Origin of the sequence: Psychromonas sp. B3M02 (assembly GCF_003318165.1) — a bacterium.
In the GTDB taxonomy this organism is placed as follows: domain Bacteria; phylum Pseudomonadota; class Gammaproteobacteria; order Enterobacterales; family Psychromonadaceae; genus Psychromonas.
This window is the reverse complement of the sequence record NZ_QOCB01000110.1, coordinates 89,328-109,564: the sequence shown is the minus strand read 5'-3', so window position 1 is coordinate 109,564 and position 20,237 is coordinate 89,328. Positions and strand designations below refer to the sequence as shown.

Annotated in this window: 22 protein-coding genes; 4 read left to right on the top strand and 18 right to left on the bottom strand. The window is 40.3% G+C overall.

The window, feature by feature from the left end:
- Nucleotides 1-2: 2 nt before the first annotated feature.
- A complete protein-coding gene (gene glnL / locus DS885_RS12220) occupies nucleotides 3-1,064 on the top strand; it encodes a nitrogen regulation protein NR(II) (RefSeq protein ID WP_113819701.1) in 1,062 nt (353 codons plus the stop codon).
- Between the two features lie 106 nt (nucleotides 1,065-1,170).
- Nucleotides 1,171-2,571: a nitrogen regulation protein NR(I) gene (glnG, locus tag DS885_RS12215; RefSeq protein WP_113819700.1), complete on the top strand. Its 1,401-nt coding sequence runs from the start codon at nucleotides 1,171-1,173 to the stop codon at nucleotides 2,569-2,571.
- An 82-nt stretch (nucleotides 2,572-2,653) separates the two neighbouring features.
- Here glnG and recG read toward each other — a convergent pair whose 3' ends face one another.
- On the bottom strand, nucleotides 2,654-4,726 hold the full coding sequence (gene recG, locus DS885_RS12210; RefSeq protein ID WP_113819699.1) for an ATP-dependent DNA helicase RecG: 2,073 nt from the start codon (nucleotides 4,724-4,726) through the stop codon (nucleotides 2,654-2,656).
- 129 nt (nucleotides 4,727-4,855) lie between these two features.
- Here recG and DS885_RS12205 point away from each other — a divergent pair, with 129 nt between their 5' ends.
- Nucleotides 4,856-5,758, top strand: coding sequence for a phospholipase A (locus DS885_RS12205; RefSeq protein ID WP_113819698.1), 903 nt, complete (start codon nucleotides 4,856-4,858; stop codon nucleotides 5,756-5,758).
- Between the two features lie 19 nt (nucleotides 5,759-5,777).
- Here DS885_RS12205 and DS885_RS12200 read toward each other — a convergent pair whose 3' ends face one another.
- From DS885_RS12200 to DS885_RS12180, 5 genes are all read right to left on the bottom strand, one after another.
- The gene (locus tag DS885_RS12200; RefSeq protein ID WP_113819697.1) at nucleotides 5,778-7,163 is read right to left on the bottom strand and encodes a GTPase/DUF3482 domain-containing protein; all 1,386 of its coding nucleotides are present in this window, start codon (nucleotides 7,161-7,163) and stop codon (nucleotides 5,778-5,780) included.
- On the bottom strand, nucleotides 7,156-8,589 hold the full coding sequence (locus DS885_RS12195) for a DUF2868 domain-containing protein (protein WP_113819696.1): 1,434 nt from the start codon (nucleotides 8,587-8,589) through the stop codon (nucleotides 7,156-7,158). Before DS885_RS12195 ends, DS885_RS12200 begins: the two co-directional genes overlap by 8 nt.
- A gap of 17 nt (nucleotides 8,590-8,606) precedes the next feature.
- Entirely contained in the window at nucleotides 8,607-9,293 is a 687-nt protein-coding gene (trmH, locus tag DS885_RS12190; protein WP_113819695.1) for a tRNA (guanosine(18)-2'-O)-methyltransferase TrmH, read from the bottom strand.
- 120 nt (nucleotides 9,294-9,413) lie between these two features.
- Nucleotides 9,414-10,004, bottom strand: coding sequence for a superinfection exclusion B family protein (locus DS885_RS12185; RefSeq protein ID WP_113819694.1), 591 nt, complete (start codon nucleotides 10,002-10,004; stop codon nucleotides 9,414-9,416).
- 132 nt (nucleotides 10,005-10,136) lie between these two features.
- Complete coding sequence (locus tag DS885_RS12180) at nucleotides 10,137-12,344, bottom strand: hypothetical protein (protein WP_113819693.1); 2,208 nt, start codon at nucleotides 12,342-12,344, stop codon at nucleotides 10,137-10,139.
- A 335-nt stretch (nucleotides 12,345-12,679) separates the two neighbouring features.
- On the opposite strand from DS885_RS12180, the gene oxyR reads away from it, so the two are divergent.
- Nucleotides 12,680-13,585, top strand: a complete 906-nt coding sequence (oxyR, locus tag DS885_RS12175; RefSeq protein ID WP_113819692.1) for a DNA-binding transcriptional regulator OxyR — start codon at nucleotides 12,680-12,682, stop codon at nucleotides 13,583-13,585.
- A 151-nt stretch (nucleotides 13,586-13,736) separates the two neighbouring features.
- Here the strand turns inward: oxyR and rplQ are convergent, their stop codons facing one another.
- The 12 genes from rplQ to rplF all read right to left on the bottom strand — a co-directional run bounded on the left by rplQ (nucleotide 13,737) and on the right by rplF (nucleotide 20,233).
- A complete protein-coding gene (gene rplQ / locus DS885_RS12170) occupies nucleotides 13,737-14,117 on the bottom strand; it encodes a 50S ribosomal protein L17 (RefSeq protein ID WP_028869287.1) in 381 nt (126 codons plus the stop codon).
- A 36-nt stretch (nucleotides 14,118-14,153) separates the two neighbouring features.
- The gene (locus DS885_RS12165) at nucleotides 14,154-15,140 is read right to left on the bottom strand and encodes a DNA-directed RNA polymerase subunit alpha (protein WP_113819691.1); all 987 of its coding nucleotides are present in this window, start codon (nucleotides 15,138-15,140) and stop codon (nucleotides 14,154-14,156) included.
- Nucleotides 15,141-15,165: 25 nt separating this feature from the next.
- A complete protein-coding gene (rpsD, locus tag DS885_RS12160) occupies nucleotides 15,166-15,786 on the bottom strand; it encodes a 30S ribosomal protein S4 (RefSeq protein ID WP_113819690.1) in 621 nt (206 codons plus the stop codon).
- A gap of 33 nt (nucleotides 15,787-15,819) precedes the next feature.
- Nucleotides 15,820-16,209 (bottom strand): 30S ribosomal protein S11, encoded by a 390-nt coding sequence (rpsK, locus tag DS885_RS12155; RefSeq protein ID WP_019613697.1) that lies wholly within the window; start codon nucleotides 16,207-16,209, stop codon nucleotides 15,820-15,822.
- An 11-nt stretch (nucleotides 16,210-16,220) separates the two neighbouring features.
- The gene (rpsM, locus tag DS885_RS12150; protein ID WP_113819689.1) at nucleotides 16,221-16,577 is read right to left on the bottom strand and encodes a 30S ribosomal protein S13; all 357 of its coding nucleotides are present in this window, start codon (nucleotides 16,575-16,577) and stop codon (nucleotides 16,221-16,223) included.
- A gap of 136 nt (nucleotides 16,578-16,713) precedes the next feature.
- Nucleotides 16,714-16,827, bottom strand: coding sequence for a 50S ribosomal protein L36 (gene rpmJ / locus DS885_RS12145; protein ID WP_005417265.1), 114 nt, complete (start codon nucleotides 16,825-16,827; stop codon nucleotides 16,714-16,716).
- Nucleotides 16,828-16,866: 39 nt separating this feature from the next.
- Entirely contained in the window at nucleotides 16,867-18,195 is a 1,329-nt protein-coding gene (gene secY, locus DS885_RS12140; protein ID WP_113819688.1) for a preprotein translocase subunit SecY, read from the bottom strand.
- Nucleotides 18,196-18,201: 6 nt separating this feature from the next.
- Nucleotides 18,202-18,636, bottom strand: a complete 435-nt coding sequence (gene rplO / locus DS885_RS12135; RefSeq protein WP_113819687.1) for a 50S ribosomal protein L15 — start codon at nucleotides 18,634-18,636, stop codon at nucleotides 18,202-18,204.
- A gap of 2 nt (nucleotides 18,637-18,638) precedes the next feature.
- Nucleotides 18,639-18,821, bottom strand: a complete 183-nt coding sequence (rpmD, locus tag DS885_RS12130) for a 50S ribosomal protein L30 (protein WP_113819686.1) — start codon at nucleotides 18,819-18,821, stop codon at nucleotides 18,639-18,641.
- A 6-nt stretch (nucleotides 18,822-18,827) separates the two neighbouring features.
- Nucleotides 18,828-19,328: a 30S ribosomal protein S5 gene (gene rpsE, locus DS885_RS12125; protein WP_025563067.1), complete on the bottom strand. Its 501-nt coding sequence runs from the start codon at nucleotides 19,326-19,328 to the stop codon at nucleotides 18,828-18,830.
- Between the two features lie 11 nt (nucleotides 19,329-19,339).
- The gene (gene rplR / locus DS885_RS12120; RefSeq protein ID WP_113819685.1) at nucleotides 19,340-19,690 is read right to left on the bottom strand and encodes a 50S ribosomal protein L18; all 351 of its coding nucleotides are present in this window, start codon (nucleotides 19,688-19,690) and stop codon (nucleotides 19,340-19,342) included.
- Between the two features lie 9 nt (nucleotides 19,691-19,699).
- A complete protein-coding gene (gene rplF, locus DS885_RS12115) occupies nucleotides 19,700-20,233 on the bottom strand; it encodes a 50S ribosomal protein L6 (RefSeq protein ID WP_113819684.1) in 534 nt (177 codons plus the stop codon).
- Nucleotides 20,234-20,237: the final 4 nt, after the last annotated feature.

Genomic DNA, 20,237 nt, shown 5'->3' with positions numbered 1-20,237 from the left:
ACATGCTAAAAGAACCTAGTCTCAATCTAATCTCTACCTTTCTTGAAGAAGCCAAAACCGCTTTTGTTGCGTTAGATTCTTCATTGACTTTGATCTATGCAAACCCAGCTAGTGAACAACTACTATCGCAAAGTAAACAACGACTATATGGTCAAACCTTAAAAAGTATCGCCGAACAATTTCACTTTTCACCAGAGTCGATAGAAAACCTATTATTTGAAGAGTCTTCATTTACTGAAAATGAAACAACACTGCTTATTGATGGCAGCCCGTTATTAATCGATTTAAGTGCGAGTTATATCGACACCCAAGCTACGCCTTACATACTGATAGAAATGCGTTGTATTGAGCAACAAAAGCGTATTAGTCAAGTTCACTATCAAGAACACCAACAGAAAGCAGCACAGGAACTGGTACGTGGTTTAGCGCATGAAATTAAAAACCCACTAGGTGGTTTACGTGGTGCAGCACAATTATTAGAAGCTGAATTACCAAACCCAGACCTTAAAGAGTTTACCCAGATTATTATTGAACAAGCAGACCGCTTGAGTGCGCTTGTTAACCGATTATTAGGCCCACAAAAGCCCGGTGCTAAAAGCATTCACAATATTCACTCTGTATTAGAAAAAGTGCGTAAATTAGTGAGCTTAGATATTCCAGACAATATCACCTTACATATCGATTACGACCCAAGTATTCCTGACTTTGAAATGCAACCAGATCAATTACAGCAAGCATTTTTGAACATCATACAAAATGCCGTGCAAGCTTTACAAAATATGCCGGAGAATAACTCCATTACATTGCGTACGCGTACTGCACATCAAGTGACCATCAATGGTTTGCCACAACGCTTAGCCACTGAAATAAAGATTATCGATACCGGTCCTGGTATCCCAATGCACCTTCGCAGCACCCTCTTTTATCCGATGGTGACTGGACGTAAAGATGGTACTGGCTTAGGGTTATCCATTGCGCAAGAGTTAATTAAGCAACATCACGGACGAATTGAATTTAAGAGTAGTAAAGGCAAAACAGAATTTTCAGTCTTTTTGCCAATTTAATACCCATTACATTAATAATGCGCTCTACATTGTGCAAAAAAACAGAGCCACACATTAATTTAGTAGGTATAACATTGAACATAATAAGAAAAAATAAGGAGCTATAATGACCGCTTGGATTGTAGATGATGACCACGCCATTCGCTGGGTATTAGAGCGCACATTAAAAGCAGAAAATATTGAACATGCTAGCTTCCCAGATGCAGAATGTTTATGGCAACAACTGCTTATTGAACAACCAGAGATTATTATCTCTGATGTGCGTATGCCTGGCATAGATGGTTTAGAGTTGATGCAGAAAATTCATCAACGCTACCCCCTGATACCGATCATTATTATGACCGCACATTCCGATTTAGACAGTGCAGTCAATGCTTATCAAAGTGGTGCGTTTGAATACCTCCCAAAACCCTTTGATATTCATGAAGCAACTGATCTTATCAAGCGTGCCCTCAATCATAGTAAAGAGCTAAAACAACAAAGAAAACCTAATTTGCAACCTATCGCAACACCAGAGATTATTGGTGAAGCACCAGCGATGCAGGAAGTTTTCCGAGTCATTGGACGTTTATCTCGCTCTAGTATGAGTGTATTAATCAACGGCCAATCGGGAACAGGTAAAGAGTTAGTTGCACAGGCATTACATAAGCATAGCCCAAGAAAAGACGAAACATTCATTGCTTTAAACATGGCTGCGATTCCTAAAGAATTGATCGAAGCTGAATTATTTGGCCATGAAAAAGGCGCCTTCACAGGGGCAGCTGCAAATCGCCAAGGACGTTTCGAGCAAGCTGATGGAGGCACCCTGTTTTTAGATGAAATTGGTGATATGCCATTAGATGTTCAAACACGTTTACTGCGTGTATTAGCGGATGGACAGTTTTACCGTGTCGGCGGCCATCAAGCGATTAAGGTAGACGTACGTATCATTGCAGCAACTCACCAAAACCTTGAGAAGAAAGTGCAAACCGGCGACTTCCGAGAGGATTTGTTCCACCGTTTAAATGTTATTCGTTTGCAACTACCCGCACTCAAAGAACGCCGTGAAGATATTGCATTATTAGCCAACCACTTTTTACAGAATATCGCCAATGAACTCACTGTAGAAAGTAAACAACTTACTAAAGCCACTATTAACTATTTAAGTGATTTACCTTGGCCAGGTAATGTTCGCCAATTAGAAAATATTTGTCGTTGGTTAACTGTGATGGCCAGTGGCCAAGAAGTCCATATTAATGACCTTCCACCTGAATTAAGCGAACAGGAAACACCGCAACAAGAAGGCGAACCAGTGATTTGGCAAGAGAGCTTAAAGAAATGGGCTGATGCACAATTAAAAAATGGCGAGAGTAATATTTTAGGGCAATTATTACCTGAGTTTGAAAAAATAATGCTGCAAAGTGCATTAAAACACACGCAAGGTAAAAAACATGAAGCGGCTAAACTTTTAGGCTGGGGACGTAATACACTCACTCGTAAACTTAAAGAGCTTAACTTATCCGACTAAGCTTAGCTGAAATTTAGCTGATACTGACACCTAGTTTATTACCCGTAAACTAGGTGTTTTTATTCAATAGCTACTCTGCATTTTACACTTGAGCATAAACAGGCTTATCCCCTAACCAACGCTCCACCAGCGGTTTGATATACTCAGGGTGAGACTGAATTAAAGTTAACGCCAATTGCTGTACCTGTGGAATTAATACCTGGTCTCTTAACAGATCAGCAATCTTCATATCAGCGACCCCTGTTTGTTTTGTCCCTAATACTTCACCCGGTCCTCGAATCGCCAAGTCTTGCTCTGCAATATAAAAACCATCATTACTTTCACGGAGCACATTAAGACGTTTTAACGCGGTTTTAGATAAAGGATACTTGTACAACAATACACAGTGGCTGGCAACGTCACCACGTCCTACACGGCCTCGTAATTGATGTAACTGTGCTAAACCAAGTCGCTCAGGGTTTTCAATGATCATTAAACTGGAGTTGGGCACATCAACACCCACTTCTATTACCGTCGTCGCCACCAACAGATCCAACTCTCCAGCTTTAAATGCATCCATGACATATTGCTTCTCAGCGGCTTTCATACGCCCATGCACTAAACCGATGCGTAAATCAGTTAAAGCCAATTGTAACTCATTGGCTGTATCTTCCGCGGCCTGACACTCCAAGGCCTCAGACTCTTCAATCAAGGTACATACCCAATAAGCTTGTCGTCCTTCATTTTTACAAGCTTTGTATACACGTTGAATAATTTCATCTCGTCGAGAATCAGCCAAAGCAACGGTTTGAATTGGCGTTCTGCCAGGTGGTAACTCATCAATCACAGAAACACTTAAATCCGCATAAGCGGTCATAGCGAGGGTACGTGGGATCGGGGTTGCCGTCATGGTAAGTTGATGTGGTACTAAACCATTATTAATACCCTTTTCACGGAGTGATAAGCGTTGATCCACACCAAAGCGATGTTGTTCATCAACAATAATCAAGGCTAGGTTATTAAACTGTACATTATCGGAAAATAGCGCATGCGTTCCTACCACCATTTTTGATAAGCCCAGTGTAATATTTTCAGATTGATCTCGTTTCTCTTTCACTTTCATCTTGCCTGATAACATACCCACTCTGATATCTAAGGGCTCAAACCATTGTTGAAAATTTAAGAGATGCTGCTCTGCTAATAATTCTGTCGGGGCCATTAAAGCGACTTGATACCCAGCCTCAATAGCTGTTAATGCAGCTAATGCCGCCACTAGTGTTTTACCTGATCCCACATCGCCTTGCACTAAGCGCATCATTGGCGCATTGGTCAACAGATCCTGCTGAATCTCTTGATTAACCCGTTGTTGTGCGCCCGTTGGTGTAAAAGGTAAATTCGCCAGTAGTTTGTTAGATAACTGTCCCGTCCCATTCAATGCCGGTGCTTGATGCTGTTGGGCTTTATGACGAAGCGCTAGCATACTAATTTGTTGCGCTAATAACTCTTCAATAATTAAACGTTGTTGAGCAGGATGCGAACGATCTTCTAACTGCTCAATACTTGCCGACGGTGGTGGTCGATGAATGGTCATTAACGCATCAAACAAGCTAATTGGGTGTGATAACAACGCGGTAGGAATAAGCTCTTCAACTTGGTTTTGTTGTAGGTGTTGTAAGGCTTGTTCCGTTAACTGGCGTAAGCTATTTTGCTTTAACCCTTCTGTTGTTGGATAGATTGGTGTTAACGCTTCTTCCAATGAAGCTGTGATATTTTCGCTGACTAATGAATAATCTGGATGAGTCACTTCTAAGCCTTGATAACCTCGCTTGAACTCACCAAAACATTGTATCCACTGCCCCTCTTTAAAACTGTTTTTTTGACCAGCATTAAAGTGAAAGAAGTTAAGCGTAGCGATACCTTCACCATCGCTTATTTTACACTTTAAAATACGACGCTTACCAAACTGTACTTGGCAACTGACCACTTCACCTTGCACACTGACCTGCATCCCATCTTTAATGGCTGTAATAGGGTAAATTCGAGTGCGATCTTGATAATGTAAAGGTAAATGAAATAACATATCCTCAACTGAGTTTAAGCCTATTTTACTCAATTTTTCAGCTACTTTTGCACCAACACCCTTTAGTGCTGATAGAGGAATTTTATTTAATTTCATTTTGAATCCTAGCAACTTATAAGCTTAATAATCTATACGTAAACTTATAATAGTTTAGACTGAACCTACATTAACGATAATGTAATACATAAACTTTGTGGTATGCATCTTTTATTTAAGGGAATAAGTATGCGTTTTATTTTTTTTATCTTGATAACAACATGGAATGTTTTTGTATTGGCTGAAACAGTGCCACTCGTAGAGCCTATTGAAGATGATGTTACCTTGTTACCAGAAACAAATGCCATCGATGAGCGATTAGAAGATGAGGCAATTAGTGAACTGGTTAATTTTTCAATTATACCGCATAAACCTAACTATTTATTGCCCTTATCTTTTAACGATAAAATCCAAGATTATGATATATATCAGAATGATGGTAATACGTATCGACGCTTAGAGGTGAAATTTCAAATCAGTTTTAAAATGCCTTTATTTCATAATATAGGTGATTTGCCTATCTCAGGTTATGTGGCTTATACACAACGATCATTATGGCAAGCTTATAATACAGCCTCATCGTCTCCCTTCCGTGAAACAAACTATGAACCAGAAGCCTTTTTGATCTGGGATGCCGATAAAAATTTAGGCTCTGGTTGGCGTTTTAAGGCTGCCAGTATTGGCTTTGTGCATCAGTCTAACGGTAAATCAGAGCCCAACTCTCGCAGCTGGAACCGCATTGACAGTAGTTTTATCTTTGATCGACAAAACTTGGTTATCTCGATCAACCCTTGGTATCGATTAGAAGAAGCCAGTGACGATGACGATAACCCTGATTTATTAGATTATTATGGTCATGGTAAAGCCATTATTGCCTATAAACATAACGAACATGTTTTTTCATTTACCAGCCAAAATAATATTGAAAGTGGCTTTAGTAAAGGCTCCGTTGAAGCAGCATGGAGCTTCCCACTCTATGGAAAAGTAAAGGGTTACTTACAAGTAACCTCAGGGTATGGGAACAGCTTGATTGAATATAATGAATATACAAATACCGTTGGCTTAGGTATTTCTATTTCTGATTTACTATAAGCTTGTATGGTTTAATCTGCTATTTTCCTTCGCTGATCGCCGCTAAAGCAGAGGTTATTTGATCAATGATAAGCTGTTTTTTATCTGCTAACAGAGGTTGGTCACTATTATTAGAGGCCAACCATTGCGGATGCTGACGAGCTCTGCGTAGCCATTTTCCCCACTTTTTAGGCAGCTCAATTTTATCTGACTGAACAGCAGCTAATGAAACTTTAGTCATACTAGCATGACCGCGCTGCTGTAAAGCCAATAACAAACTGAGTTGCCTTGCCCATAACACCTGTAAGGTTAGGTCATCTGCACACAAGTAACGATGACCAGTTACCTTAGCTTGAATTTCATCATAATAACGTTGCTTCACCCCCCATAACACACCAGCCACACCACCCGCTAATGCAGCAGCACCTAAGGTCATCCCTGCAGCGACTAGATCAACGGCCACACCAACACCTGCACCTTTAACAAAATTGCTGGTGGCTTTAACCCCAAACTCTTGTAAGTTATCCGAGGAAAAAAGATCTAGCTCCCATTCTCCTTCTTGGATAGGTAAATCGTGTTGGTCAATATCATCTTGTTTAAACTGATACAGCGCTAATAATTGGGTTAGTGTTTGTCTTTCCAAATCACGAATACGCGATTGTAGCTTTCCACTAAATATTTCAATACTTTGTTCATTGTTATCGGCTTTAAAACGACACGCAGCCGCTTCTACTAAGAGTTGCGCTATTAGCTGTTGCGCCGCGGCTTCTCTTTCTTGCCATTGTTGTTTACGCTGTTCGATTAGCTGCGCAAGTTGTTGCTCTCTATGTGCCAGTAAAGTCTGCATCTTTTGATAGATTTTTAATTCATCAGAAAAACGAAATACGACGCTATCGAAGCTCACAAAGGCGTGTAAGTTCAAACGTGCTAATTGTGTCTGCCACGCTTCGACATCGGCACCTGGTGAATCAATAAAGTTTAATACTGGAATAATAGGTTTAGCGGCATAACTTAATATTTTTAATTCGTCGCGATATTTTCCTAAAATGGGTTCACGTACATCTACCACATAAAAAATAATATCGTTGCTTAATAACGCTTTTAAGACTTTAAGCTCTTGACTTAAATCGGGAAATTTTTTTTCATTTTCGATAAATGATAATAAGCGATCAACACCATCATATTGTTGAGATGCGCCATCAATCACTTGTAATAAATAGATTGAATCTTCTAAGCCTGGCGTATCATAAATCACTAAGTTTTGGCTGTTGTCCACACGAATTTCAGCCCCTTCCACATGACGTGTTGTACCCGCTTTATCTGCAATTTCACCAAAACTAGCATCGCGTAATAGAGTACGAATTAATGAGGTTTTTCCTGTGTTTGCGTGTCCAACTACCGCAACGGATAATAATGCTTTATTCACCTTCAACCTCACTTATTTGTTGATAAGTAATGCATGTTGCATCGATATTAGCTTGTTCTGCCATCTCCACCCAGTTATTGAAGCGCAGTGAATCTTGTTCTCCTTCAGGTAGCGCCATGTCACCTAAAATCACCAAATAAAGGGTTCTCGAACTATTGCTATAACACCTTTTAACAAAGCTTAACCAACCACGATCTGGAACGCGCTTAATGTCCACATAGATGACTAACGACATCACATTAGCGATATCCAATGCTGCCAGAGCTTGCTGTTGTGTTTGTCCATCAATGACGTTAATCAAGGCAGTCGAGGTATCAAGCTGACCTTGTAATTTATTTAATAATTGTGTGTTGAGCTCTATGGCTAAAGAGTACGATTGCTTAGGTAATTCATTGGTAGTCTTAGTGTGTATTGCCTCAGCTTGTTTTACCTCTGCACCCTGCTGCTTATCCAGATCAGGGTCGCTGATAAAAGAGCGACTACTGACTGGCTGTAATAGCCCTTTTAATTGCACATAATAAGACAATGAAAAATTAATCTTGAACTGCTGTTTTTTAAGCTTCACTCGACGTTTAAAAAATAACATCAACACAACACGTGGTAACAAGGCATATACGGTTAGACTAAACATTAAGAGATTAGCCCAACTGATTCTGCTTTGTTGTGCTGCATTCAACTCATTAACCGCACTTATACTGGCTTGTGTTACATCACTGGCATGGGGCACTGCAATCCCCAAGGCATCTGGTAACGCAGTTAATAATTGCGTTATCTGAGTGAACACCCCCTCACTTAAAATGGTCGTTTGCCAAATAAAGTCTACTTGATGAGTAGCCAACACCAGTATTAAAGAGAGTGTTGCGCCAAGTAAATAAGATGTCCACCATAAATGGCTCAGTAAAGATAAGCGTGCTCGCCCAAAATAGGAGCCAAATTGATGCTCAAAATAAAAACGAAACAGCCCAACATAATGAGGGTGTTGGTCGGTGGTTTTATGTAATAACTTATCTAACAATGAGATCAAAGCGAGACTCATATTAGCTAGCCAAGAGGTGCTCAAAGCACCGGGTTTACAAAAAACAAATAACCAGACGAGAAGTGATAATAGATTAGGGGCTAGAAATAAAACAATCGCCCAAAAAAAGTTAATTTGAGAGTTGCTTTGATTGACCAATAACTGCGAGACACTTGATGCGCCTACTATAAAAAATAATAGGCATAATAAGCTACAAAATACCGTAAACAATTGCTGAAAGTGTTTTAACACTGGTGCAACTTGATAGCGTAATTCAGCTAATTTAGTCCGTTTAGTTAAGGCTTGTTCAAAACTTAACTCAGCGTAATCTGCATGAAATTGGTCTGATGGAGTACTTTTCTCAATGATACGTATGCCTTCCGTTAATAAACGGTCTGGGTATAAGCTCATTAAACGCTCTCCTTTAATTATTTACGTCCACGAATCGCATTCCACCAATCATCAGAAGCGGCAATTTGCCCCTCTTCGTCAAGCGGTGGATAAGGTAAACTTTTTTCTCGACATAATTGACGATAAATAGGATGACCACCTTCAAATAAAATACGGTGTTGCTCTTCTTTAGGTAATTGACAAACTTGATCATACATACCAGCGATTTCACGCTGACGTTGTGCTTCATACATAATCAACGCTGAAGCCACAGATACATTTAATGACTGACACATGCCAACCATAGGAATAATCACATCTTGATCCGCCAAAGCTAACGCTTCGTCACTAATACCGTATTTTTCTTGACCCATTAAAATAGCCGTTGGTTTAGTGTAATCAACTTCGCGGAAATCAATGGCAGTATCTGACAGATTAGTGGCAATAATTTGCATCCCTTGCTCACGCATCACAGCCACAGCATCTTGTACCGTATCATGAGAATGTACATTTACCCATTTTTGACTGCCTGATGCCACATTACGCGAAATACGTGTGGAATCTATATCCCATGTTGCATGTACATTATTAATGCCCACAGCGTCCGCTGTACGAACAATCGCAGCTAAGTTGTGTTGCATATGCACCTGTTCCATAAAAACGGTTAGATCAGGTTGACGGCGGTTTAACATGGAAGTAATACGGGCAAAACGTTCAGGAGTCATACTCTCTCACACAAGTAAGTTAGAAAAGCATTTATTATATAGAAAGTTTGAGCTTGGCTAAAGCAGTGTCAAAAAAGCGTTTTCAAACACTGCTTATACATTATTGATAAGAAAAAGGAGTTATTTCAGAGAAATATAGTTATTACGCGCGTATTGTGGGCGTGCAGCTTTCAACACTTCAGCTTCCGCTTCTGTCAATTTCCCAACAGGCAAACCTATCACTTTATGCGTTAGTTGCTCCCTTGCTTCAATAGCAATAGATAGTTTAATAATACGACTACTGCCTTTAATTTCTTGTGTTTCAAATGCTGGTGCTAATACCCCAGAGGCTAATAGATTACTGACAGCGGGTTCTGTCAGTGGCAAAGCTAATACCGTCTTACGTTGAATAATAAACTCACGTAACAGGGCTTTTTCTTCAAAATCTAACTGTCGAATCATCTTGTTTCTGCGCACGACTAAACGCTGGCTCAAGTAATACCCTTTTAATCCTGAAAATGAAAATGATAACAATCGAGTCAATAGATAACAGCCAGTTAGTAAGGCTAACACCCATAAATAAGGTGCATAAGAAGCGGGTAACAGATCTGAGTTATTAAGAGAGAATAATGAACTTGGAATAACTAATAAAACAGCACAACTTACACACATCCACATCATAGTCGTGGTGATCCCTTGTTGCTCTGTCATACGATGTAAAAATTGTTTCATAATAGCTCCTGCCAAAAAATTGTTGCACAGGTTCAAATAAGCAGGAAACATGCCACCATGTAATATTCAATAAAAAATAGATAAGAAAAAAGGAGCCGAAGCTCCTTAATATGATGAATCACTAAAACAAGCTTAACCTGCGTCAGTAACATCCATCTCGAATGTAAGCGTACCGCCCGCTGGTGTCTCAAGCTCAATGGATAAAATACCAAAGGTTTTATCATTAGCGGTTTCTTCTTGCACGATGGTGAATTCGATCTGATAAGGACCAATCGCACTACTGCTGCTTACAGTCCATGATGTTTGACCTGATAATTCACCATTCTCCGTAGACACATTAATTGTGGTGCCTGTTGGTGGTCTATTATTATAGATATCAGCAAAATAAGCGGTCACACTATAAGAGGTAATATTAGTATCAGTAATATCGACTTCACCAATATCAACCCCACCACTCTGCACTCGAATATATTGATCGCTAGAAGCCATGATTAAAATTTGTTGATCTCGTACGTGTACTAAGTCTGTTGTGCAACTAACATCATCACATAGTGTGCCATTGTAGATAGTGTTACCCGAACTGAATAAGCCATCTTGGTTATAATCCTGATATTCTTCTTCGCCAAAATCGTAAGAGCCATTTTCATTATCATCGAAAAATACTTCTGATAAATCGTCATCTGTATCAAATGTATCAGTAGCGCTAAATAAACCATCCCCATTATTATCGATGAAATTCTCTTCGCCTTCGGTATAGGCAGTCATTGTAACTCGGCCTCCCCAAGGGCTCCCCATACCAACAATATCATCTGCATCTTCATCTGTAATACAAGGTCCAATATTATTGGACCCACTTGGTGCATACGCATAGTAACCACATTGACCATCTGTATTAAAATCAGATAACACATTACCTTCTGGACGTGGGTTTTGAGACACCCATTCAACCGAGCAACCGCTACCTGAAGTCGTACAAGATCCAGTGGTACCTGTTTCTGTATCGCGAATTGCTCCACCTTCTGTATCAAAGAAAACAGTCGTACCATCTGGCACTGCGTTATTAAATCTATCAGCCAGTAATACATTGGCAGAAACAGTGACACCATCGATATTCAGTGATTCAGGAGAATGGTCCTCAAGAGAAAACGAAAAACTATCTTGATCGGGTAAACCAGTAGAAATACTTAATTGGTCTGAAATACTAGAAATAACAGGATCCGAATCAGTCACTTCTACTTGTACTCTTACAGGACCAGCAACACTACCTGCTTTTACAATAACAGATACTTGACCATCACTATTGGTTGTTGCTTCTTCAACACTTAGTGTTGTACCTGATGGTGCATTATTTAATGAAAACGTTACATCCTGTAATGAGCTTGCAGAACCATTAATATCGACCACTTCAAACACGACGGTAGAAGTCTCTTGACGGTCTGCACCACCTGTTCCAGCAATAGCAATGCTGGTTGGTGTCGCACTAATAAAACGAATACTGTCTGCAGCTGAACTCGCTACATTTATCGTTGTAGTAGCAGAAATACTATTCAGTTCAGTAGATGCGGTAATCGTATCGTCACCGGTACAGCCCACTGCTTGATAGGTTGCTTGAGCAATACCGTTACTAGTCGTTACCGTTTCATCTAAATTAGCCGTGTCATCTTCGGCACATGCAGAAGTAAAACTAACCTCAACAGGTGAAGTATAAGCCTCTCCATCAAGCGTTAAACTAACCGTAATTAAAGTAGATGCATTTTGTGCTAATGAAACGCCTTCAAGCTCGTTTTCAATAGTCATATCAAAATTTTCTTCTGCAATTTCAAAGTTAATTTCATCGGTTGTTACTGAACCAATATCATCTTCAAAAGCATCAGTTTCTAAGGAGATACGACCAGCTCCTAACGTATCACCAGAAGTGACCGTAAAGTATGCGATACCTTCGCTGTTGGTTAATGCTGTATCAACAGATAATTCACCAAGTGTTGTCGTTGCCGAAATAATCTGATTACTATCAACAACCGCTTCACCATTCAATAATAAAGTAACAGCAAGTATACCTGGGTTAACTTCAGAGACTTCAGTTGTTTCAGTACAAGAGTCTGTACCATCATCTTTATCCCAATCACTAGGACAAAGGTATAACACAGCACTTAAAGAGAGTGAATCGGTTGAATCCGGTGATTCCGTTGTATCTGTATCGTCAGTATCTGTTGAGTCTGTAGAGTCCGTCGTATCAGTAGAACTGCTTCCACCTAGGCTTAAACCGCCATCACCGCCTCCACCACACGCAAATAATAGTGATGTAAGTAATGCGATGGATAAAACTTGGTACCATTTCATGAGAATTCCTTTTCAAAATAGAGTTATAACTTGTCACTTACAATTTTATAAATAAATAGACTTAATATCCGTATGAATTAAACATTAACACAAACTAAAATAATACTAACTAGAAATGAGCAAATTATGTAGATAAATATTATATTTTAGAATATAAACAAACAGTTTAAGTCATCTTTTAATAAAAGATAATCTGCAAATGTATGTTTACTTCAAATAAATAATAAAATGCACTCGTCACTATATATTTACCTCTTAAGCAGTAAATAATCCGACAACTCTATGCAAGGGATATGGTACGATGAAAGCATTATATTTTGCGCAAGGTTAAAATTATGAATTTCAGAGATCTCGAATACCTCATTGCTTTAGAAGAGTTAAAACACTTCCGTAAAGCCGCTGATAGATGTTTTGTTAGTCAACCGACGTTGAGCGGGCAGATCAAAAAATTAGAAGAGGAACTTAATGTTCAATTAATGGAACGTTCTTCGAGAAAAGTGATTTTTACACCTGCTGGATTGGATATTGTTGCTAAAGCCAAAACCATCCTATTAGAAGCTAAATCATTAAAAGAGATCGCAAAAAGTCATAATGAACCAATGCGTGGCACATTACATATCGGTTTGATCCCAACAGTTGCACCTTACTTGCTACCTTTGATTGTGCCAGTCATGAAAGAAGCATTTCCTGATTTAGAACTGTATTTACATGAAAACCAAACACAAACGTTAATCAAGCAGTTAGAAGAGGGAGAGTTAGATTGTTTAATGCTCGCCCTAATGCCAGAGATGGAACAATTTAAGCAATTAGTACTTTATGATGAGCCATTAGAGCTGGCACTGTCAGATAAGCATGCTTGGTCTGACCAACGCCATATTAATTTACAGGAGTTGAGTGGCGAACATGTATTGATGTTAGCCGATGGACATTGTTTGCGTGATCAAGCTTTAGGTTTTTGTTTTGCTGCAGGTGCGATTGAAGATAATAGTTTCAAAGCGACAAGCTTAGAGACATTACGTCATATGATCAGTGCAGATAATGGTGTTACGTTACTTCCCCAACTAGCAATACCACTAAACCGCTATCAAGCCGGTGTAAAATATATCCCATTTGAACCACCAGTGCCATCACGTAAAATCGTGCTATTAAGCCGTAATAACAGCGCACGACAAGCTTGTTTTGATAAGTTAGCAGAAGTAATCAATAAAGCCGTACAGGCGCGCTTGGATGAGTACCTTTAAGATATAACGCCTAATATATATAAGCCGTTTTTTAATAAGATGGCTTATATAAAATATACCATTCTTAAAATAAGTATTTATGACGGGTCAAATTTTAGATACAAAAAAGCCGAACATAAGTTCGGCTTTTTTCTTGCAACTATAAAGAGGCTTACGCTTCTTCGTCCGCTACAACTGGACGGTCTACGAACTGGATGTAAGCCATAGGAGCTTTATCGCCAGTACGGAAACCACATTTAATGATACTAGTGTAACCACCAGGACGAGTCGCGTAGCGAGGACCTAGTTCATTAAATAATTTTGCCACAACTGCATCATCACGAAGACGAGCAAAAGCTAAACGACGGTTAGCAACGCTATCCGTTTTAGCTAGTGTAATTAATGGCTCAATTACACGACGCAATTCTTTTGCTTTTGGCACAGTAGTTTTAATAACTTCGTGCGTAGCAATAGAGATTGCCATATTACGAAACATAGCCTGACGGTGGCTGCTGTTTCGGTTAAGTTGACGTCCACTTTGACGATGGCGCATAACCTAATCCTTATTTATTCGTGAATCGGTTTAATACTAATCTTCGATTAGACTTGCTGGTGGCCAGTTTTCTAGGCGCATACCTAGAGACAGTCCACGTGAAGCAAGTACATCTTTGATTTCAGTTAGAGACTTCTTACCTAAGTTAGGCGTTTTTAGAAGTTCAACTTCAGTACGTTGTACTAGATCACCGATATAGTGAATCGACTCTGCTTTCAAACAGTTAGCAGAACGAACAGTTAGTTCTAAATCATCTACTGGGCGTAAAAGAATTGGATCAAACTCAGGTTTAGCTTCAGCTACTGGTGCTTCATAAGTAGTGCGCAGATCAACAAATGCGTCTAATTGCTCAGCTAAAATTGTAGCTGCGCGACGAATTGCTTCTTCTGGCTCTAAAGTACCATCTGTTTCCATATCGATAACAAGCTTGTCTAAATCAGTACGTTGTTCAACACGAGCTGATTCAACACTGTAAGCAATACGCTCAACAGGGCTGAAAGTCGCATCTACTAATAGACGACCAATTGGACGCTCATCTTCTTCGCTATGAATACGAGATGAAGCTGGAACATAACCGCGACCTGATTCAATTTTAATACGCATGCTGATTTCAGCATTGCCTGTTAAATTACAGATCACATGTTCTGGGTTGACTATCTCTACATCACCATCATGAATGATGTCGCCTGCAGTAACAGGACCAGCGCCAGATTTAGTTAAACTAACTAAAACTTCATTTTTACCTTCAAGCTTTACAGCTAGACCTTTAAGGTTAAGAAGAATCTCTAGGATATCTTCTTGAACGCCTTCTTTTGTGCTGTACTCATGTTGTACACCATCAATTTCGACTTCCGTTACCGCCGTTCCCGGCATAGATGATAACAAAATACGACGAAGAGCATTACCCAAAGTATGGCCAAAGCCACGCTCTAGTGGCTCAAGAACCACTTTTGCTCTAGTTGTTGAAACTTGTTCGATATCAACTAATCTTGGTTTTAGAAAATCAATTACAGAACCCTGCATTTGTGCCCTCTCTTAACAGTTAACTTTACTTAGAGTAAAGCTCGATGATTAACTGTTCGTTAATCTCAGCAGATAAATCTGAACGTTCAGGTTGACGTTTAAACTCGCCTTCCATCTTCGTTGTATCAACTTCTACCCAAGCTAGGGCTTCACGTTGACCAGCGATTTCTAATGCAGCGCCAATACGTGATTGCTTTTTAGCTTTTTCACGGATTGAAATTACATCGCTAGGTTTAACGTTGAATGAAGGGATATTTACAACTTTACCGTTCACTAGAATAGCTTTGTGGCTAACTAGTTGACGTGATTCAGCACGTGTTGCGCCAAAGCCCATGCGGTATACAACATTGTCTAAACGGCCTTCAAGTAATTGAAGTAAGTTTTCGCCAGTGTTGCCCTGTAAACGAGCAGCTTCTTTATAGTAGTTACGGAATTGCTTTTCTAATACACCGTACATACGACGTACTTTTTGCTTTTCACGTAATTGTAAACCGTAGTCTGATAGACGTGGTTTACGTGCACCGTGTACACCTGGTGCATTTTCGATCTTACACTTAGAATCGATCGCGCGGACACCTGATTTTAAGAATAAATCAGTTCCTTCACGACGGCTAAGCTTAAGCTTAGGACCTAAATATCTTGCCATTGTTCTTTCTCCAATTACCCTAGAAAGTTGCGATTAAACGCGACGTTTCTTTGGTGGACGACAACCATTATGTGGGATTGGTGTAACGTCAGTAATATTAGTTACACGGAAACCCGCCGCGTTTAGTGCGCGAATCGAAGATTCACGACCAGGTCCTGGTCCATTTACAAAAACTTCAACGTTTTTAAGACCGTACTCTTTAGCTGCTTCAGCAGCACGTTCAGCAGCAACCTGTGCAGCGAACGGAGTAGATTTACGAGAACCACGGAAACCAGAACCACCTGCAGTAGCCCAAGAAAGAGCATTACCTTGACGGTCTGTAATAGTTACGATTGTGTTGTTGAAAGAAGCATGGATGTGAGCCATACCATCAGCAACTTGCTTTTTAACGCGCTTGCGAGCACGAGTTGGTGTTTTAGCCATTATCTCTTACCCTATTTCTTAATTGCTTTACGCGGACCTTTACGAGTACGAGCATTCGTTTTAGAACGCTGTCCACGTAGAGGCAAGCTGCGACGGTGACGAAGTCCACGGTAACAACCAAGGTCCATAAGACGCTTGATGCTCATAGATACTTCACGACGTAAATCACCTTCAACGGCGAATTTAGCTACTTCTGTACGAAGAGCTTCGATTTGTGTTTCATCCAGATCTTTAAGCTTAGTAGTTTCAGCGATGCCTGACTCAGCACAAATAATTTGTGAACGAGTCTTGCCGATGCCAAAAATAGCAGTTAATGCGATAACTGCATGCTTATGATCAGGAACGTTAATGCCAGCGATACGGGCCACTATGCACTCCTTAAAGTTAACGATTCATTTGTGAAAAGCCCGGTAGGATACTCGACAAATGATAAATTAGCAAACAAAACACAGCTTAGATGAAAAAATCACCTAAGCTGATAATAGATCCAAAATCTATCTTGGATTAGCCTTGGCGTTGTTTATGCTTTGGCTCTACACAGATAACACGCACAACACCGTTGCGCTTGATAACTTTGCAGTTACGACAGATTTTTTTAACGGATGCACGAACTTTCATTGCAACACTCCGTAGTTAGTATAACTATCAGATTAGGAATTATTTTCCGTAATCTTTCAAGTTAGCTTTTTTCAAGACAGAATCATATTGATTAGACATCAAATGAGTCTGCACCTGTGCCATAAAGTCCATGATAACAACAACGATAATTAATAACGAAGTACCACCGAAGTAGAACTGCGTATTCATCGCAACCATCATAAACTCGGGAATCAAACAGATAAAGGTAATATATAACGCACCAGCTAATGTTAGACGCGTCATCACTTTATCAATGTAACGTGATGTTTGTTCTCCTGGACGGATTCCTGGGATAAAGGCACCGCTTTTCTTCAAATTATCTGCTGTCTCACGTGGATTGAACGTAAGTGCAGTATAAAAGAAGCAAAAGAAGATAATAGCAGCAGCATATAACATCATATGCAACGGTTGTCCTGGCTGTAGAGCCAAAGAAACATCCGATAACCAACTTAAACCTTCAGTCTGACCAAACCACTGGGCAATAGTACCAGGAAATAAGATAACACTCGAGGCAAAAATTGCAGGAATTACACCAGCCATATTCAATTTCAATGGTAAGTGAGTGCTTTGCGCAGCAAAAACCTTACGGCCTTGTTGACGTTTTGCGTAGTTAACGACGATACGACGTTGACCACGTTCAACAAATACTACAAACGCAGTAGTTGCAAAAACGATAACAATTAATGCTAATAACACTAGAAGGTGAATTTCACCTTGACGTGCTTGCTCAGCTGTTTGCCCGATTGCCGATGGCAACCCAGCGATAATACCTACAAAGATAATGATAGAAATACCATTACCAATACCGCGCTCAGTAATTTGCTCACCTAGCCACATAAGGAACATAGTTCCTGTCACTAAACTTACAACTGCCGTTACATAGAAGCTAAGACCTGCATTTTCAACAAGTCCTGGCATCATAGTTGGCAAACCGGTTGCAATACCAATTGCTTGGAACGTACCTAAAACCAAAGTACCGTAGCGTGTATACTGGTTAATCTTGCGACGACCAGACTCACCCTCTTTCTTTAGCTCAGCTAAAGGAGGATGAACTACCGTAAGCAATTGGATAATAATAGACGCAGAAATATACGGCATTATACCCAATGCAAAGATAGAAGCACGCTCAAGCGCACCACCAGAGAACATGTTAAACATTTCAATGATGGTACCCTTTTGCTGTTCGAATAAATCAGCTAGGACAGCGGCGTCAATACCAGGAATTGGAACAAAAGAGCCTGCACGGAACACTAAAATAGCGCCTAAAACAAATAGTAAACGAGTTTTAAGTTCGCTTAAATTGCTTCCTTGTGCCGCTTTCGGATCTAACCCTGGTTTCTTAGCCATTGCCTATTATTCCTCGATTTTTCCGCCCGCCGCTTCGATTGCAGCACGAGCACCTTTAGTAACACCAAGGCCTTGTACTGTAACTGAGCGAGAGATTTCACCAGATAGAACTACTTTTGCAAACTTAACAGTGTTTACAAGTAGACCTGCCTGTTTCAACGTTTCTAGTGTCACGATATCGCCTTCTACTTGTGCGATTTCGTTCAGACGAACTTCACCGGTAACAAGAGATTTACGAGATGTGAAACCAAATTTTGGTAAACGTTGTTTTAAAGGCATTTGACCGCCTTCAAAACCAGGACGTACTGTACCGCCTGAACGAGATTTTTGACCTTTGTGACCGCGGCCACCTGTCTTACCTAGTCCAGAACCGATACCACGGCCTACACGTTTAGCAGCAGGTTTTGAACCAGCTGCTGGAGATAGAGTATTAAGTTTCATTATTACCCCTCAACCTTAACCATGTAGTAAACTTTATTAACCATACCACGTACTGCTGGAGTATCTTCCAACTCAACAGTATGACCGATGCGACGCAGACCTAGGCCTGTTAGTGTTGCACGGTGCTTTGGTAAACGGCCAATTGCACTTTTGGTTTGAGTTACTTTAATCGTTTTAGTAGCCATGCTGAATTACCCCAGAATATCACTAACGTTTAAACCACGCTTAGCTGCGATTTGCTCAGGAGAGTTCATGCTCTCTAGTGCATCCATCGTAGCGCGGACAACGTTAATTGGGTTAGTTGAGCCGTAAGCTTTTGATAGTACGTTCTGTACACCAACAACTTCTAACACGGCACGCATTGCACCACCTGCGATGATACCAGTACCTTCAGATGCTGGTTGCATGTATACCTTAGAACCAGAATGACGGCCCTTAACAGGATGCTGCAGAGTGTTACCTTTTAATTGGATTTCGCTGATATTGCGACGTGCTTTTTCCATAGCTTTTTGAATAGCTGCTGGAACTTCACGTGCTTTACCATAGCCGAAACCAACACGACCATTACCATCACCAACAACTGTTAGTGCTGTAAAGCTAAAGATGCGACCACCTTTAACTACTTTTGAAACACGGTTTACTGCGATTAGCTTTTCGTTCAGATCACCGGTTTGAGATTCTACTTTTGACATAATCTTTACCCTTAGAACTGTAGACCAGCTTCACGAGCTGCGTCAGCTAGTGCTGCAACACGACCATGGTATTGGAAACCGCTACGGTCAAAAGAAATTTTAGTAATTCCTTTCTCTACCGCACGTTCTGCAACTAATTTACCAATTAGTTGAGCTGCTTCTTTATTACCACCGTTGTTAACTTGGGCAATCACTTCTTTTTCTAATGTAGAAGCGCTTGCTACGACTTGTGCGTCTGCTGTAATTACCTGCGCGTAAGTATGGCGAGGTGTACGGTTGATCACAAGACGAGTTGCACCAAGATCTTGCAATTTCTTACGTGTGCGGGTAGCACGACGAAGACGAGATGCTTTCTTATCCATAGTCTTACCTTACTTTTTCTTCGCTTCTTTACGACGCACATTTTCATCAGCGTAACGAACACCTTTACCTTTGTAAGGCTCTGGTGGACGGAATGCACGAATCTCTGCAGCTACTTGGCCTACAACTTGTTTGTCAGCACTTTCTAATACGATTTCTGTTTGGCTAGTAGCCGTTGCAGATACCGATTTAGGTAAAGTGTAAACAACAGGGTGTGAAAAACCTAAAGTTAGGTTGATTTCTTGACCTTTAACTTGTGCACGGTAACCAACACCTTGAAGAAGAAGAGTCTTCTTAAAGCCTTCAGTTACACCTACAACCATGTTGTTAACGTTAGCACGTGCAGTACCTGCTTGTGCCCATGCGCCAGATACACCTTCAACAGGTGCAAATGTTAGTACGCCATCTTCTAATTTAACAACAACAGCATCATTAAGAGTACGAACTAGTTCGCTTTTACCACCTTTTACAGTGATCTCTTGACCGTTTACTTTAACTTCTACGCCAGCAGGAACAGTAATCGGTGCCTTAGCTATACGAGACATAGAT